Source organism: Agaribacillus sp. DX54 (assembly GCF_056858335.1).
In genome coordinates this window covers 20,580-36,841 of record NZ_JBXEQE010000004.1, presented here as the reverse complement: position 1 = coordinate 36,841, position 16,262 = coordinate 20,580, and the positions used below count along the sequence as shown (strand labels likewise).

13 protein-coding genes are annotated in these 16,262 nt (G+C 43.0%); 4 read left to right on the top strand and 9 right to left on the bottom strand.

Translation table 11 applies throughout. The features are described from left to right. Positions 1 to 38: 38 nt before the first annotated feature. A complete protein-coding gene (locus AC04NP_RS06120) occupies positions 39 to 2,999 on the bottom strand; it encodes a protein O-mannosyl-transferase family (protein WP_482858634.1) in 2,961 nt (986 codons plus the stop codon). Positions 3,000 to 3,351: 352 nt separating this feature from the next. On the opposite strand from AC04NP_RS06120, the gene AC04NP_RS06115 reads away from it, so the two are divergent. After that, positions 3,352 to 3,477 carry a hypothetical protein gene (locus AC04NP_RS06115; RefSeq protein WP_482858633.1) on the top strand — a complete coding sequence of 42 codons (126 nt, stop codon included), beginning with the start codon at positions 3,352 to 3,354 and terminating at the stop codon, positions 3,475 to 3,477. Between the two features lie 306 nt (positions 3,478 to 3,783). Further along, the gene (locus AC04NP_RS06110; RefSeq protein ID WP_482858632.1) at positions 3,784 to 4,941 is read left to right on the top strand and encodes a fibronectin type III domain-containing protein; all 1,158 of its coding nucleotides are present in this window, start codon (positions 3,784 to 3,786) and stop codon (positions 4,939 to 4,941) included. A gap of 47 nt (positions 4,942 to 4,988) precedes the next feature. On the opposite strand, the gene AC04NP_RS06105 is transcribed toward AC04NP_RS06110, so the two are convergent. Then, positions 4,989 to 5,174, bottom strand: a complete 186-nt coding sequence (locus AC04NP_RS06105) for a hypothetical protein (protein ID WP_482858631.1) — start codon at positions 5,172 to 5,174, stop codon at positions 4,989 to 4,991. Positions 5,175 to 5,338: 164 nt separating this feature from the next. Here AC04NP_RS06105 and AC04NP_RS06100 point away from each other — a divergent pair, with 164 nt between their 5' ends. Further along, positions 5,339 to 5,998 (top strand): DUF2461 domain-containing protein, encoded by a 660-nt coding sequence (locus AC04NP_RS06100; RefSeq protein ID WP_482858630.1) that lies wholly within the window; start codon positions 5,339 to 5,341, stop codon positions 5,996 to 5,998. Between the two features lie 17 nt (positions 5,999 to 6,015). On the opposite strand, the gene AC04NP_RS06095 is transcribed toward AC04NP_RS06100, so the two are convergent. From AC04NP_RS06095 to AC04NP_RS06085, 3 genes are all read right to left on the bottom strand, one after another. After that, positions 6,016 to 6,936: a glutaminase gene (locus AC04NP_RS06095; RefSeq protein WP_482858629.1), complete on the bottom strand. Its 921-nt coding sequence runs from the start codon at positions 6,934 to 6,936 to the stop codon at positions 6,016 to 6,018. Between the two features lie 10 nt (positions 6,937 to 6,946). Continuing rightward, positions 6,947 to 7,573 (bottom strand): ligase-associated DNA damage response endonuclease PdeM, encoded by a 627-nt coding sequence (gene pdeM / locus AC04NP_RS06090; RefSeq protein ID WP_482858628.1) that lies wholly within the window; start codon positions 7,571 to 7,573, stop codon positions 6,947 to 6,949. A 107-nt stretch (positions 7,574 to 7,680) separates the two neighbouring features. Beyond that, a complete protein-coding gene (locus AC04NP_RS06085; RefSeq protein ID WP_482858627.1) occupies positions 7,681 to 10,119 on the bottom strand; it encodes a ligase-associated DNA damage response DEXH box helicase in 2,439 nt (812 codons plus the stop codon). A 311-nt stretch (positions 10,120 to 10,430) separates the two neighbouring features. On the opposite strand from AC04NP_RS06085, the gene AC04NP_RS06080 reads away from it, so the two are divergent. After that, on the top strand, positions 10,431 to 11,438 hold the full coding sequence (locus tag AC04NP_RS06080; RefSeq protein WP_482858626.1) for an esterase/lipase family protein: 1,008 nt from the start codon (positions 10,431 to 10,433) through the stop codon (positions 11,436 to 11,438). Here AC04NP_RS06080 and AC04NP_RS06075 read toward each other — a convergent pair. The 4 genes from AC04NP_RS06075 to AC04NP_RS06060 form a co-directional block, all read right to left on the bottom strand. Then, positions 11,417 to 13,003, bottom strand: coding sequence for an ATP-dependent DNA ligase (locus AC04NP_RS06075; protein ID WP_482858625.1), 1,587 nt, complete (start codon positions 13,001 to 13,003; stop codon positions 11,417 to 11,419). The genes AC04NP_RS06080 and AC04NP_RS06075 overlap by 22 nt on opposite strands. Before the next feature lie 2 nt (positions 13,004 to 13,005). Then, positions 13,006 to 14,046, bottom strand: a complete 1,041-nt coding sequence (locus tag AC04NP_RS06070) for a ligase-associated DNA damage response exonuclease (protein WP_482858624.1) — start codon at positions 14,044 to 14,046, stop codon at positions 13,006 to 13,008. Beyond that, a complete protein-coding gene (locus tag AC04NP_RS06065; RefSeq protein WP_482858623.1) occupies positions 14,046 to 15,116 on the bottom strand; it encodes a mannose-1-phosphate guanylyltransferase in 1,071 nt (356 codons plus the stop codon). The genes AC04NP_RS06070 and AC04NP_RS06065 overlap by 1 nt, the downstream gene beginning before the upstream one ends. Positions 15,117 to 15,228: 112 nt before the next feature. Beyond that, positions 15,229 to 16,197, bottom strand: coding sequence for a KpsF/GutQ family sugar-phosphate isomerase (locus tag AC04NP_RS06060; RefSeq protein ID WP_482858622.1), 969 nt, complete (start codon positions 16,195 to 16,197; stop codon positions 15,229 to 15,231). Between the last annotated feature and the right edge of the window lie 65 nt (positions 16,198 to 16,262).

Genomic DNA, 16,262 nt, shown 5'->3' with positions numbered 1-16,262 from the left:
ATGAAAACCTAAGGGTTCCCGTTTCGGTTGTTTCGTGACTACCTGTTCAACTGTTCATAATAGCGATCCAGTTTTTCCCGGTATTCAGTGGCGAGGGCAGACTCACCTCCGTCACTCAGGGAGCGAATCAAATTACTCAATAAATATATATTGACCTGTAATTCCCTCACATTGCCCCTCATATTACGATTCACATAATATTCCAAAAACTCCAAAGTACGTCGCGAAAAGACCTTGGCAATTTCCATGGCTTTGTCTTTTTGGCCTACCTGCAACAGCAGGTCGATGGTTTGGGCGGCCGTAAAGTCATAGGGAACCACGTTATCCGGCATCAGGGTAAGACTTTTGTTAATTACTTCGGCGGCTTTGTCAGTTTTACCTTCTGCTAACAATGCCTCTGCCAGGGTATTAAACTGCGAACGGAAAGGGGTAATGGACCGCTGAATGTAATCCTCGGTCGTGTAATATACCTTAGGGTTGTCCAGTTCCCGCCAGAAAGATCTGTTCATCAGGTTTTCATACATTTTATCAGTATCCACGAGACGACCTTCACCGGGATTATAAACAGGCAACAGCCGGAAAGTGCTTCCTTCCTGAACCACGTAATTGTTGAAATCGAGATTCACACCCAGCATGGAAGTGTTGTTGAAATAAATCGGACGCTCCCATTTATTGGCAATGATTAAATCGAGTATCATCAGATCCTGTTTTTGCAAACTTCCTCCTTTCATTGGAATAACCATGCGGTTGGTTACCTTATCCCTGAAATTGTCCGGAATAATGCCTTTATTCAACACTTCGGTAGTATCTACATTCAGGTAAAATTTCCTGGCGGGTACAGAGTTCAATTCGCCAAATGAAGCCCTTATTTTTAAAGCCGGATGGTCATCCTTTATCAGTTTCATAAACTGGGTAAGATTGATGGCATCGGCTTTTAAATTGGGGTTTTCTATGAAAGGCAGGTAATCGTTTACGCCTTGTTTATAGTTTTCCAATTCGAGGGTAAAGGGCAACGGTTCCGATTCGTAGGCCTGACGGCGCATTTGCTGCAGGTACCAATCGGTGTTGAAATAGGTCAGCACGATAACCCTGACATCTGTACGGAATCCCTCCACCTCCTGGGCATACCACAACGGGAAAGTATCATTGTCTCCACCGGTAAACAAGATGGCATTGGGAGCACAGGCATTTAAAATATTTTTTGCCCCATCCACCGAAAAATACCGGTTAGACCGGTTATGATCATCCCATCCCTGCTGCGCCATGATTCCCGGTACGATCAGGCAAATAGCCGTGGTTGCTATAGCCCCGTTGGTAACCGATTTTAAGTGTTTGCCAATAAACTGTGCAATGGGAATTACACTGAAGCCAATCCAGATAGCAAAAGCGTAAAATGATCCGACATACGCATAATCCCTTTCCCTGGGCTCAACAGGGGGCGGATTCAGGTAAAGAATTATGGCCATACCTGTCATAAAAAAAAGCATGGCTACCACGGCAAAAGTTTTTCTCTCTGAGTTCAGGTTGAAGAACATCCCAATTAATCCCAGGATAAAAGGCAGCATAAAATAGTTGTTCCTTGCCTTATTGTCAGCAAGCACCTCCGGTAGGTCTTTGCTGCTCTCAAACGGCCACAAAACCCCCGCATTCTGTATATCACTTTCCCGGCCTATGAAATTCCATGAAAAATACCTGAAATAAAAATGTCCGAACTGGCGTACAAATAAAAACCGGATGTTGTCGGCGAAATCCGGCTTTTCCCCGGGCCTCAAACCCAACACCTGCCGGTAGGCCTCCACATGGTCATTCCTGCTGCTATGGATCCTTGGAAAAATAGTCTGTTCATCATCATTGTAGACATTTTTGATCCGGTGCCTCGATATTTCATACTTTTCTTCGCCTTTAACATATACAGGGTCCCCTTGCTCCTGACTTTGCAATTCGGCTGTGAAATAGGGCCCATAAAGTATCGGCCATTCCCCGTATTGTTCCCTTTTGAGGTATGAAACCACACTGACAATATCTTCAGGATGATTTTCATTAATGAGTGGGTTGTAGCTGGACCTGATCACGATTATTGCATAGGAAGCATAACCAATCAAAATAAATACAAAGCAAAGCAACGCCGTATTCAGCACCTCCTTTTGATGCTTGATAGAATAAAATACACCATAAATCAGGGCCCCGAAGAAAAGAATGGCAAATACAATAATACCTGCACCAAAAGGCAAGCCTATATTATTAACAAAAAATATCTCGAAACTTCCTGCCACACTTGGCAAACCGATGATTACACCATATTGCACCAGAACCACGATAATACCGCAGATAGCCAAAGTGAGCAATATGCCATTGCGTGTGGGTTTATATTTTTTAAAGTAGTAAATCAGGCCCAGTGACGGAATAGTCAGCAGGTTTAACAGGTGCACCCCTATGGATAGTCCCATCATATAAGCAATCAGGATGAACCACTTGTTGGCAGTGCTTGGGTCTTCAATCAATTCCCACTTAAGCATGGCCCAAAAAACGAAAGCTGTGAAAAATGAGGATACTGCATACACTTCAGCCTCCACCGCAGAAAACCAAAATGAGTCGGAAAAAGTATAAGCCAAAGCGCCGATAATTCCGGCACCTACTAAAAGAAAAGCCTGTTCTTTTGTTTCCTTCCCTCTTTTAATTTTCATCACCTTGCGTCCCAGCAATACAATGGTCCAATACAAAAACAAAATGGTAAAACCACTGCTTAATGCACTGGACATATTAATCCAGAAAGCCACCTTCTCCACATCTCCAAAAGCCAAAAATGAAAACATCCTGCCCAGCAGCAGGAAAAATGGTGCCCCGGGAGGGTGGGGAACCTGTAATTTATAAGAAACGGCAATGAACTCCCCGCAGTCCCACAGGCTGGCTGTAGGCTCTATAGTGATGATATAAACCATAGATGCCAACGCAAACAATGCCCATCCCACTATGTTGTTTGTTTTTCGAAAATTATCCATGGATGAGAAAAAATTTCTAAAAGATTATTTTAGCTTGGCAAAAATAGCTGATTAATTTAATAAATATAGCGAAGTCCGTAATTTATCGGGGTGATGCATATTGTTTAACTTTTTTTAACAGGATCAGCGTTTTAATCGCCATTAATTTCCGGGAGAGCTGGCCGGCCTTCAGGAATACACATCTTCTACCCCAAATCCGGGAAGCCGTTGAAAATGTTGAATCGGTCACACCCCAAAAAAAATCACCGAAACTATTGAAAACCGGAATCTGGGTCGGTTTGTTGTTAAATGGTCTTTGTTATCATCAGCTTTTGGTTATCAGCATAAAGATTGGCATACGGTTCGTTGTGAAATGAAAGAGAAACAGGTTAGCATCCTGCTCAATGGTTCCCTAATATATGAAATGACCTACAATGAAAGCCTGGGAGACCTGGCAGGTATGCGTTTTAAGTTCATCGGCTCAGGCGCAGTTCAATAGGTCGACATTTGGGATAAAAATGATGATTTGGTTGTTGAGGAAAGATTTCATGATGAAGTTTTCTGACTTAATCAGCCAATTAACCTTACATAACATCCCATACATTTAACTACCAAAAAATTCCCATTTTAGGAATTTGCTCCTTTTTTTGGACTTTTTCAAGCATTTTCTTTTTCAAGCAAAAAAATATCTTAATTGTAATTCTCTGCTTATAAGCAGTTTGTATAAAATTTTTACAAATAACATTCATTTTGAAACTTTGGACTAATCATTGTCATAACATTTGTGTAATCACGAATGACTGACATGAAAAAAGCAGTTATATTTTTTCTGATTATTTCACTCATCCCTTTAAGTATACTTGCTCAGGGAGGGTATACGTCCGATAACAATTCTACCGGATTTTGGACAGATGCCGGGATATGGTCGAGGTCCCAAACCTGGCTGCCCACAACACCGGGTACGAATGTTGGCGGGGCAACCGGTTTTGTCGATATATATGGTTATGTAGTAAGAAGCGGTAATTTAACCCTGAGGGGTACGGTCTTGTTAACAGTTTATGATACGCTTTGGATAACGGGTAACTTCAATGTAACACAAAGTTCATCTATTGATGTACGTGCCGGCGGGATTCTTGTCGTAGATGGAAACATGACATGTAGGGGGGTAGCCTCTTCAACAAACAATGGTAATATCATTGTAAAGGGTCGTCTGACATCTTCAGGTAGTGCCCGCGTAAACAATCATTCTGGTGGAACGGATGGTTTCTACGTCTATGGCCCGGCAAGCGGTTCGGGAGGTGCTTTATTTAATGGAAGTCCCAACACTTCTTCCGCAAATCTACTGAATGAATCTGACCTCAGCGCTAACAATAGCAGCCTTTATAATTTTGTACATGCCACATTACCTGTACGGCTTATTTCCACCGATGCTTCATTTGACGGTGAAAAAGTAAAGGTTACATGGTCCACTTCTTCAGAATTAAATAACGACAGGTTTGAAATTTACCGATCAACCAATGAGGTCGATTTTAAATACCTGGGGGAAGTTCCCGGACATGGAACCACTACCGATTTAATTGAATATACTTTTGTAGATGACTGTCCTGTAATTGGCACAAGTTATTACAAAATCAAACAGGTCGATTTCGAAGGTGAACATACATACTTCCCTCCGGTTGCTGTTCATGTCAAACCATCTTCTATTATTTTCCAGGTAATTCCCACCATTATAAAAGAAGGCAATGTGAAGCTTAAAATAGGAAATATCAATCATCATACTGTCAGGATTACCTTAAATGCCTTAAAAGGAAACCTGGCTTTTGACAAAACTTTCTTTCTGAAAAAAGGGATTATCCGGAAAATTGAACTAACAGATACCGATCAGTTGCAAAATGGTATTTATATAATTACCCTGTATACCGGTAGAAATCAATACAGAAAAAAGGTGATAATAGGACGTTAAAAATCCGGAGGAAAGTCCTGGCCAGGTAATTCATGATAAACAGGTTTTCACGAACAGGCATGGAAGACAAGGCTACCTGCTTCTCCGGATGGTAATTCGACGCCAGACCTGCGCGACTCATCAGGGTAATGGCCAATTTGCATTGCTTTTTCTTTTTTATCAAGGTCAAGTAGCAGAGCAACCGGAAATAAGCCCCATTCCCAATAAATGTTGGCTTTGTTAAAGTTTTTCATGTGATTTGGCATTAATCTTAAATCAAATGATGAAATTTTATTGTTTTTTGAGGGGATAAATTATTTTAAGGGGTGATTTGGCAATTGACAATGGATAATTGGGGAGGAGGAATTTGGGGTGGCTTTCGCTCAAGGAATACATGAACTTTACAATTAATAAACCTATGGAATTCAAAATTATTCTGGATTTTTTGAAAAAACTGAAAAAAAATAACGACCGTGAATGGTTTACCGACAACAAAAAAAAGTTTGTGGAGGCCAAAGACGCTTTTGAGCCGGCAGTACAACAACTGCTGGATGGTATTAGCAAATTTGACAAGAGTCTGGCCGAGGTGGAGCCAAAACAATGTATTTACAGAATTTACCGTGACATTCGTTTCAGCAAAGATAAAACGCCCTACAAAACTAATTTTGGGGCAGTCATGGGGGAAGGTGGCCGGAAGTCTGCCAACGCTTTTTATTATATTCAGATAGAACCAGGTAATAATTCTTTTATCGCCGGGGGGCTTTATATGCCCGAAGCCGACAAGCTCAAAAAGATCAGGCAGGAAATTGATTATAATGCCGACGATTTCAAAAAAATCCTGAACAAAAAGAGTTTCAAACAATACTTTCCTGAAATGGAGGGTGAAAAACTTAAAAAAGCCCCCAAAGGCTATAATCCGGACGACCCCAACATTGAGTTGTTAAAACACAAAAGCTATATTGTCGTTCACCGCTTTACCGATGCCCAGGTGCTGGCCGATGATTTTACCAAAAACTGCATCAAAATGTTTAAAGAGATGAAACCCTTTAATGATTTTTTGAATGTGGCGATTTCTTAGAGGTTTTCAATTGACAACTAAAAAATCGAAAGTCCTGTCTTGGTGGTAAGCAATTCCAAGGATTTCATGCCCAATACGGAATTACCTTTAGGGTTCAGTCTTGGACTCCAAACAGCTACGCTGTATTGCTGTGGGTAAATAGCTACAATTCCGCCACCCACCCCACTCTTTCCGGGCAGGCCAACACGAAAAGAGAATTCCCCGGCTTCGTCATAAAATCCGCAGGTTTGCATGATGGCGTTGATCCTTTTCGTCAACCGCTTTGAAAGTAACTGCTCACCGCTTTCATAGCTGGCTCCGTGGTTAGCAAATAGTAAAAAGGTCCTTGAAAGCTCCTGACAGGTCATTTCCAAGGAGCATTGATGAAAATAAAAGTCCAGCACAGTATCCACGTCATTTTTGATATTATCAAAAGACCGCAGCATATGGGCAAGGGCTGCATTGCGGTAGCCGGTCGCCTTTTCCGAATCGGCTACTTTCGGATTGAAATCAATACCATCATTGCCACAAATACTGCGTACAAAACGGAGCAGGTCGTCCTTGGGGTTGTCAAGAATAGAAATCAAAACATCGGCCACCACGATAGCCCCGGCGTTAATTAGCGGATTTCTGGGAATACCCCTTTCATATTCCAACTGCACCAATGAATTAAACGGATCCCCGGAAGGCTCCACATCTACCCTGTCCCAGATACGATCACCCATCTGCGATACAGCCAACGACAAGGTAAGTACCTTTGAAATACTCTGAATAGAAAACTTTTCCCGGCTATCACCCAGGGCATATTCCTGATCATCAAAGCAATGCAGGCTGATACCATATTTATCCGGGTCAATATTTGCCAATTCAGGTATGTAGTCGGCAACCTCACCTTCACCTTTAAAAGGTTTGATCTCCTGGTAAATTTCGTCTAATATTTCCTGATAATCGATGTTCATAACTGTTACTTCAAAAGGCCATAATCTCGCTGTCGCTGACGGGGGCAAAAATCTGATCCGTCTTTTTGGGTCTTATAATCGCTGTGCCGGTAAATTTACCGAATGCCGGCAGCAGCCCGTTTTGATCAGAAAAATAAAAACACGGAAGCCGCAATGATTGCCTCGCTTTGCCCCTGAGTTTAATACTGGGATGCACATGGCCCGCCAGATTATAATAAGTCTCAGGCACCTCATTCATCGGGTGATGGCTTAATAAAAATGCCCCTATGGCATAGGGTTCATCAAGGACTTGTATGTTAAATTTATCATATTCCCTTCTCGCCATGATGTCATGGTTGCCTGAGATTAATGAAAAATGGTACTGACCATATCCCTTAATCAATGCCCCGAACTTTTCCCAATCCTCATTGTGATCGCTATGAAAGAGGTCACCCAAGAAGATAATCCTTTCCATGGGAAATGCTTTTAAAAGGCGGCTAAATTTCGCATAATTCGAGTAAGCCACTTGCTGTGGTACGGCAATGCCATTTTTGCGGAAATGAGAGGCCTTGCCCAAATGAAAATCAGCCACTAACAATGCTTTTTCCTCTACCCAATACATTGCTTTAAGGGGGTGGAGTAAAAAGGTTTGTTCCATAATTTGTACCGAAGTGAACTTCATGCGGAATTAAAGATGAAAGGATTCCAAAGAAAAGAAATTCAGCATTAATCAGCAATATTTTTGAGTCATTCCTATCAGATTAATCAATCCCTTTCTAGTCTTAAAGTCATTCTTTTAATCCTGTCCTTCAACGCTTCTGATGTATACCGCTCGCGAATCCGCTCCACCAGAATAGGGAAAGAAAAAGGTGTGGGTTTTTCCGGAAACTTTAAGATGAGCTTCTGATTATTGATTCTTTCCAGCGCATTTCTCATCCTGGTTTCCTGTAATTGAAAATCCATTACCTCTTCAAAGGCCTCTTTGATCAGCAGACTGTTGGGTTCGTATTCGCGATAAACGTCATAAAACAGACCGGAGGAAGATTGCAGATGTTTGTTGGAGATGTTTTTGCCCGGGTATCCCTGGAATACCAGGCCTGAAATGCTGGCGATGTCCCTGAATCTGCGCCGTGCCATTTCATTGGTGTTAACGCTGGCCTGAATATCATAAAACAGGTCATCCATACCGAAAAGATCCATCCCCAGGGCCTCTTCTATAGGTATTTCGAGGTCCGATAATAATTCAAAGCCATAATCATTCATGGCGATGGAAAATGAGAAAGGGCGGATTTGCGAAAGCCTGTGCGCCAGTAAATACGCGATTCCTTCATGTACATGACGGCCTTCGAAAGGATAAAAAAAAAGATGATGGCCCTCACCGGTGAAGATAGATTCAATCAAAAACTCATCTGTTCCGGGTACCATAGATACTTCCTGCTGTTTTTCGAGCAGGGGTATAATACATTGCAGCTCAACATCCTTTGAATTTCCCGAAGCAGCTTCGCTGAGTTTCATGCGCAACATGGCAGATAACTTGGAGGACAGATCCAGCCTTCCACCCTGCCAGCTAGGAAATTTACCTTTCTTTTTTTTGGATCTTCTCACCAGTGCGGTCATTCCCTGGATTTTTACCAGCTCCAACGACCTGCCTGCAAACCAAAAGGTGTCGCCAATGTTCATAGAGGCAACAAACCATTCTTCAATAGCACCAATCCGGCCGCCACTCAAATACTTAATTTCCATCATGCTGTCGCTCACGATGGTGCCAATAGAAAGCCGGTGACGCAAAGCGGTACGCCTGCTGGTCACCTTAAATATACCGTTCTCCACCTCCACCTTTTTAAACTCATCATAAGCATTCAGCGTGCTGCCCCCGGTGGTGATGAAGTTAAGCGCCCAATGCCACTCCTCCTCCGACATACTTTCATAGCAAAAAGTAGACAAGATTTCAGGAAAGATTACCGCAGGATCAAAACCCCCTGAAACAGCCAGCGTAACAAGGTATTGGATTAACACGTCAAAAGATCTGATAAATGGGATCCTTTCCTCCAACTCATTTATTTCGATGGCATGGCGTAAGGCGGCAGCTTCAACCAATTCCAGGGCCTGGGTGGGGACGAAATAAATTTTGCTTTTGGCACCCGGCTGATGACCGCTTCGTCCGGCACGTTGTATGAACCTGGAAACCCCTTTGGGGCCACCGATTTGTATGATGGTTTCCACAGGCCGGAAATCCACCCCTAAATCCAGGCTGGATGTGCATACTACTGCTTTTAGTCTTTCATCATGCAAAGCGTTTTCAACCCAGTCCCTCAATTCTTTGGTAATAGAGCCATGGTGCATGGCAATGACACCGGCAAGGTCAGGTGCCACCTGTAAAATTCTCTGATACCAGATTTCGGCCTGGGAACGGGTATTGGTAAAAATCAGGGTAGTTTTGCTTTTATACAGGATAGGTAATACTTTTTCAAGTAAAATAATCCCCAGATGTCCTCCCCAGGGAAACTTTTCCATAGTATCGGGCAGAATGGATAAGATTTCTATCTTTTTATCAATGTCGGCCTTAATCACTTTTACCTTGTCGCTCCGGTAATCTCTTCCCAATAATACATGCAAAGCCTCATCCATGTTGCCAATCGTAGCAGAAATGCCCCAGATCTTTAGCTGAGGGCAAAGGGTTTTAAAACGCGAAAGGGCCAGTTCTACCTGTACCCCTCTTTTTGATCCTACCAATTCATGCCATTCGTCCGCCACCACTGCTTTAAGATCCCTGAACACATTCTCATAGCCTTTTTGCGCTATGAGCAGGTGCAGGCTTTCGGGCGTTGTGATTAGAAATTCGGGTGTGCTCCTCTTTTGCCGCGCGCGCTCGCCTGCCGGGGTGTCGCCTGTGCGGATGGCCACTTGCCAATCTACTCCGAAAGCGTCACAAGCCCGTTTTACAGAAATTTGTATTTCCTTAGCCAAAGCTCTGATAGGCGTAATCCAAATAGCCTGTAAGCCAGGTTTACCCGGTCGCTTGTCAGGGTGATTTTTCATATACTCCAACAATATCGGCACAGCCAAAGAGTAAGTTTTTCCGCTACCGGTAGGAGCATTTACCAACCCATGAAAACCCTTAAGATAGCTTTCCCATGCTTCTTCCTGAAATGGGAAAGGTCTCCAGCCTTTTTCCTTAAACCATTTTTGCGCCCTGTTGATCATATGGCCGGTTAAACCTTCATGAATAAAATCAATGACAAATTGAAAGGTAATTTATTAAATAGTATTTTGTGTATCATCGGTCCTTTCCTTTGAAGGAAATGTGTGCTTATCTCCAAACCTTTAACCAGGCTGGGTGTTACTTATAATCATTCAGGCATTCTGTAAACTTTATCATTTTTGTGCGTTTTTATCTCCGTAAACGTGTTGAGTAAACACCGATTACAATCGTATATTTGCTGTCATAATCAAATTTAGTCAGAATGGCCCATTTCTCTGATGAATAATCAGAAAAAGCTTTCCAGTATTCGCAAATGTTTCTTTTTAAAAAAAGAAAAAACAATAAAGTTGTCATTTTTATCCACGGTCTTGATAATAAACCACCTAAAAAACTATTAAAAAAGTGGTATTTAAAGGCCATAGAAGAAGGTTTTTCAAAACACGGATATAACCTCCCTCATTTTGATTTTGAGGTGGTTTATTGGGCCGACCTGCTATACACCCGGCCACTGGACCCCCTGATCGATGATAAGCAGCACGGGCTCTACCTTGACGAACCCTATCATCCATCGACCCTGTCCGGTCCAAACAGGGAATCCCCGACATTTAAACGTAAGCTGCTTGACCGGCTGGAAAAGTTTACTGACGGCCTTTTTCTAAGTAAAAATAGCCTGATCAATGTCGAGTACATATTTGATTGGGTCACAAGCCGTACTTTCAGGGATTTGCATGTTTACTACAGGAAGGGCATCAGTGTAAACAAAAAACCCGAGGAATCTGCCAAAAAAATCATTCGCGAAAGGTTGAAAAATGTGCTTACCATACATCAAAAGCGGGAAATCTTATTGATCGCCCATTCTATGGGTTCCATTGTGGCTTACGATGTTCTGACATTTATGGTACCCGAAATTAACATTCATAGCCTGGTAACGCTGGGTTCACCGCTTGGGTTACCCATGATAAAAAGGGAAATATTTAAAGAATTTGAATTAGATTACACCATCCAAACGCAATTACCTACCCCCGAAAACATCCAAAAAGCCTGGCATAACCTGGCGGATCCGGACGATAATGTGGCGCTCGATTATAACCTCCTGGATGATTATTCGGCCAACTCGGCAGGGGTCGCGCCAAAGGACATACTTGTGAAAAACGATTACGAGTATGAAGGGAGAAAAAATCCGCACAAATCGTTTGGTTATTTGCGTACCTATGAAACTGTTGTGATCCTCCATGACTTTCTTCATGAAAGAAAACCCCGTTTTTTTGAAAATATAGCCAAATTCCGGAGAAGTCTGTTCTACGGTTCGAGTAAAGCATAAAGATCCCGCAGGCTGTTGGCTTCACTGGCCGGCTTATCTTTTCTCCATCTGTGCATTCTGGGAAATCTCAAGGCCACCCCGGATTTGTGCCTGGTGGATTTGTTGATCCCTTCAAAAGCTATTTCAAAAACCAGTTCAGGTTTTACACTTCTTACCGGGCCAAAGCGCTCAATGGTATTTTTTTTCACAAAGGTGTCTACTTCCCTGATCTCCTGATCGGTTAATCCGGAGTAGGCTTTAGTAAAAGGCACCAGTCGATCTTTATCCCAAACTGCAAAAGTATAGTCAGTATATAAGTTAGCGCGCCTTCCGTGACCACGCATGGCATAGATCATGACTGCATCAATGGTCATGGGGTCCACCTTCCATTTCCACCAGTCCCCCCTTTTCCTGCCTACCTTGTAGGTGCTGTCTTTCTTTTTAAGCATCAGCCCTTCGCTATTGTACTTTCTTGAACTTTTTCTCTCGTGAGCGAGATCGTCCCAGTCTTTACCATGAATTATTTCCGAAATTCTTAGAACTTCCCGGCAGTCGGCCTCATCCACCAACGCTTCCAGCTTGTCCCGGCGGTCCATCAGTGGCAGGTTTCTGATATCTTTACCCCGGGCTTCCATGATATCATAAGCCATCAATACAACCGGGGCATTCCGGAGTACCTTTCCGGAAACATTTTTCCTTCCGATACGCGTTTGTAAGTGATTAAAGGATAAGGGTTTGCCTTCTTTAAATGCCAGGATCTCACCATCGATAACCGTACCGTCGGGAAGCTTATCTTTCAGGCTCCCAAATTCCGGAAATTTTTCGGTGACAAGTTCTTCACCGCGCGACCAAACATATAATTTTTGATCCCGAACAATCACCTGCCCCCTGATACCATCCCATTTCCTCTCGGCCAGCCAAAGTGATGGATCGCCTAATTCACTGGCTTCACCATCAAGGGCGTAGGCAAGATAAAAAGGATAAGGTTTGGACAGGTCTTCCTCGGGATTGTCACTAAAAAAAAACTTCTGGAAATCAATGTTTTCGGGCTGCCAGTTACCCATCAGTTTATGGGCCAGTTTGTTTTCTTCAATACCGGTATGCCTGGATAAGGCACGGACCATGAGCTTTTGCGATACCCCAACTCTAAACCCTCCGGTGATCAGCTTGTTAAATACAAACCTTTCATAAGGGGCCATTTTTAACCATGCACCTATCACCTGCTTCTTTTTCTCCTCCTCATCTGCTGTTTTCAGGTCTTTCAGAAAATTGATCCAGTAAGTCAGTGATCTGTTGACTGTTTGCTGTGACTGCGGGAAAATGAGGGAAATGGTTTCGGCCAAATCGCCAACCACATGATAAGATTCTTCAAAAAGCCAATCGGGAATTTCTCCGACTTCTGCGGCCCAGGCCCTCAAGAAGTTGGTATTCACTGATCTGGGAGGCCGCTTCCCGGATAAAAGAGCGATGGTCCAGATTTTATCTTCCTCAGAAGCATCCTGGAAATAATCAACCAGTGCCTCCACCTTTTGGTTGGTTTTGGTGGTTTGGTCCAATTCATTAAAAAGCCTTGTAAACCGCTGCATAGCTAATTTTGCACCTCATCATTTACCACTTTACCACCGCTGCCTTCGTTAATTTCCGATAGCTCTCCTTCAAACATAGTACTTTCCACCCCCGCCTGAATTCCTTTTTCATTCAGCCAGCGGGCAAAGGCGTTGGTGTAGCCATGGGTGGCTATCACATACTCAGCCCCGGACTCGTTAATTGCCTGGTTCAAACCAATCCAGTCTGCATGGTCCGACAGCACAAATCCACGGTCTACCGACCTCCTCCTCCTGGCCCCTCTCAGCCCCATCCAGCCGGAGGCTATTCCTATTGAATATGGATGAAATTTTTTCATCCAGGTTGTGCCTGCTGCCGATGGCGGTGCTACAACAATGCTGCCGTTTAATTGGTTTTTATTGAAATCTGCGGTGACCCGAATGGTCTCATTGAGACTGACTCCATCATTCCGCAAAGCCTGATTGATGTTTTCTACTGCCCCATGGGTCAATATGGGGCCAATGGAAGTGTCCAGCCCCTGGATGATCCTTTGCGCTTTTCCCAGGGAATACCCGATAATTACAGTGGTTTTGCCTGCCTCTTTGTTTTTTTGCCACCAATGATTGATGTCGTCAAATACCTCCTTTTGCGGACGCCACTTGTAAACAGGCAGTCCGAAAGTACACTCGGTAATAAAATAATGACACTTTACCGGCTCAAAAGCCCCGGAAAGCCCATCGTCTTCAATTTTATAGTCTCCGGAAACTACCCAGATACATCCTTTGTATTCCAGTCTTATTTGTGCCGATCCGATGATATGACCTGCCGGGTAGAAAGAAATGGTAACCCCGTTAACGTTGATGGATTCATGATAAGTTACCGTTTGTATTTCAATGTTAGTTCCCAGCCTGAGTTGTAATACAGGCTTACTATGATGGTGGCAAAGATAGTGACCATGGCCATATCTTGCATGATCGGCATGCCCGTGGGTGATTAGCGCTTTATCGACCGGTTTCCACGGATCGATGTAAATACCGGCCTGTTTGCAATATATTCCACGGTCTGTAAATTGCAATAATGGCATTAAACAAAATCTTCTCCTTTTTTATCTTTTGCGTCAGCTACAAAAGTCCTGAATTGTTTTTCATTATCTTTATCGCAAATCAGCACTACATTGTCACATTGCGCCACCAAATAGTTCTTCAATCCCTGTACTACAATTAATTTATCTTTGGGCCCCATCACCACACAATCCTCACTATCATAAATTAATGCATTAGCTGCTACCACATTTTTATTCGTATCCTTTTCCCGCATCTCATGCAACGATCCCCAGGAGCCCAAATCAGACCATGCAAATTCCCCTAACTCCACATAAACGTTCCGGGATTTTTCCATTATACCATAATCGATCGAAATATTTTTGCACTGCGCATAGGCCTGATTAACAAAATAACGCTCCTGGTCGGTAAAGTAATTAACAATCCCTTCCTCAAAAACCTCGGCTATGTCCGGCAAAAAGTTTTCAAAGGATTTGACAATAGCGTTTACATTCCAGATAAATATGCCGGCATTCCATAGAAACTCCCCACTTTCATAAAATTTTACTGCCAACTCATAGGCTGGCTTTTCTGTGAAAGTTTTTACTTTTTTAAGTCTTTCGTCGCCAGGGAGGTACTGAATATAGCCATATCCGGTTTCGGGGCGCGTAGGTTGAATGCCGAGCGTAATAAGCTTGTCCGAGTCAGAGGCCTCCTCCATCGCTATTTTTATGGCATTGACAAATACATCTTCTTTAAATATAGCATGGTCAGATGGGGTGACTACGGTGATGGCGTCAGGATTTTGCTTTCGTATTTTGTAGCTGGCATAAGCAATACACGGGGCTGTGTTTCTTCGGTAAGGCTCAAGCAATATTTGGTCAGATGTCAGTTCCGGCAATTGTTCTTTTACAAGGTTTTCATAATTCCGGCTGGTTACTATGTAAATATTTTCTACCGGGCAAATGTTTAAAAACCTTTCATAAGTCAGTCTTAAAAGCGAGCTCCCGGTACCTAATACATCTAAAAACTGCTTGGGAAACTTGTCCCGGCTATAGGGCCAAAAACGGCTGCCGATACCACCAGCCATAATTACTGCATAATAATTTTTCATTTCACATTACCGATTGTTTTTTAAACCATAGAAATCTTTAACCGTGAAGGGCAATATTGAAAAGAGGGTGGTATTTTCTAAATTAAAATCCGGGAATCACCCCTATCACCTCTTAAACAATCCCTTCTTTGAGAATATCATGCAAATGGATAAATCCTATGACGCCGCCTTGTTCTTCCACGATCAGTTGGGTGATATTTTTGTTTTGCATGATATTAAGTGCCCTTATTGCATATGCGTTTTTGTCGATAGTGACCGGATTTTGAGTCATTATATCACTGGCCTGTATATTACCAATTTCTATGTTTTTTTCCAACATTCTTCTGAGATCCCCATCTGTGATGATGCCAATCAGCTTTGTATCGGGGCCAACCACCGCTGTGGCCCCTAGTCTTTTGCCCGAAATTTCTATGATAATATCCTTTATGGGTGCATCGTGTTGTACCACCGGCACCTGATTGCCAGGGTATATGTCGTTTACTTTCAGGTACAGTTTTTTCCCCAGGGCTCCTCCCGGGTGATAACGGGCAAAATCCTCGTCAGAAAATCCCCGGGCTTTAAGCAGGCATATCGCCAGCGCATCGCCTAACGCCAGGTGTGCAGTGGTGCTGGTGGTAGGGGCGAGGTTGTTGGGGCAGGCTTCGGAATCCACGGTTGCATTGAGCACAAAATCGGCATGCTCTGCCAGAAAGGAATGCGTATTGCTCACAAGGGCAATGAGCCTGGCTCCGGTTCTTTTGAGTAACGGAACCAATACTTTTACTTCGGGCGTGTTACCGCTTTTTGAAATGCAAATAACAAGATCATTATCCTGTACCATGCCCAAATCTCCGTGGATAGCGTCTGCTGCATGCATAAAAAGGGCCGGTGTGCCCGTAGAATTAAAAGTAGCAACAATCTTGCTGGCGATGATAGCACTTTTTCCGACGCCGGTGACTACCACTCTTCCGTTACTGGCCAGAATTTCTGCAACACATAACTCAAAATCTTCGTTTAAATAATCGACTAATTTTTCAACCGCTTTAGCCTCATTTAATAATACTTCTTTAGCGGTATATTTAATATTTTTTGCTATCTTCAAAATGTGCAAGCTTCTTTTTATTTTTGCCGTAAAGATAAACAATTCAACAATTATTATAAGAAATA

What these genes read in the sequence shown, in the direction of transcription:
- AC04NP_RS06115 (WP_482858633.1), top strand. Translation starts at nt 3,352, where the DNA reads ATGAAAGAGAAACAGGTTAGCATCCTGCTCAATGGTTCCCTAATATAT.
- AC04NP_RS06095 (WP_482858629.1), bottom strand. Translation starts at nt 6,936, where the DNA reads ATGAACATCGATTATCAGGAAATATTAGACGAAATTTACCAGGAGATC.
- AC04NP_RS06105 (WP_482858631.1), bottom strand. Translation starts at nt 5,174, where the DNA reads ATGAAAAACTTTAACAAAGCCAACATTTATTGGGAATGGGGCTTATTT.
- AC04NP_RS06100 (WP_482858630.1), top strand. Translation starts at nt 5,339, where the DNA reads ATGGAATTCAAAATTATTCTGGATTTTTTGAAAAAACTGAAAAAAAAT.
- AC04NP_RS06080 (WP_482858626.1), top strand. Translation starts at nt 10,431, where the DNA reads ATGTTTCTTTTTAAAAAAAGAAAAAACAATAAAGTTGTCATTTTTATC.
- AC04NP_RS06120 (WP_482858634.1), bottom strand. Translation starts at nt 2,999, where the DNA reads ATGGATAATTTTCGAAAAACAAACAACATAGTGGGATGGGCATTGTTT.
- pdeM (WP_482858628.1), bottom strand. Translation starts at nt 7,573, where the DNA reads ATGGAACAAACCTTTTTACTCCACCCCCTTAAAGCAATGTATTGGGTA.
- AC04NP_RS06065 (WP_482858623.1), bottom strand. Translation starts at nt 15,116, where the DNA reads ATGAAAAATTATTATGCAGTAATTATGGCTGGTGGTATCGGCAGCCGT.
- AC04NP_RS06110 (WP_482858632.1), top strand. Translation starts at nt 3,784, where the DNA reads ATGAAAAAAGCAGTTATATTTTTTCTGATTATTTCACTCATCCCTTTA.
- AC04NP_RS06070 (WP_482858624.1), bottom strand. Translation starts at nt 14,046, where the DNA reads ATGCCATTATTGCAATTTACAGACCGTGGAATATATTGCAAACAGGCC.
- AC04NP_RS06075 (WP_482858625.1), bottom strand. Translation starts at nt 13,003, where the DNA reads ATGCAGCGGTTTACAAGGCTTTTTAATGAATTGGACCAAACCACCAAA.
- AC04NP_RS06085 (WP_482858627.1), bottom strand. Translation starts at nt 10,119, where the DNA reads ATGATCAACAGGGCGCAAAAATGGTTTAAGGAAAAAGGCTGGAGACCT.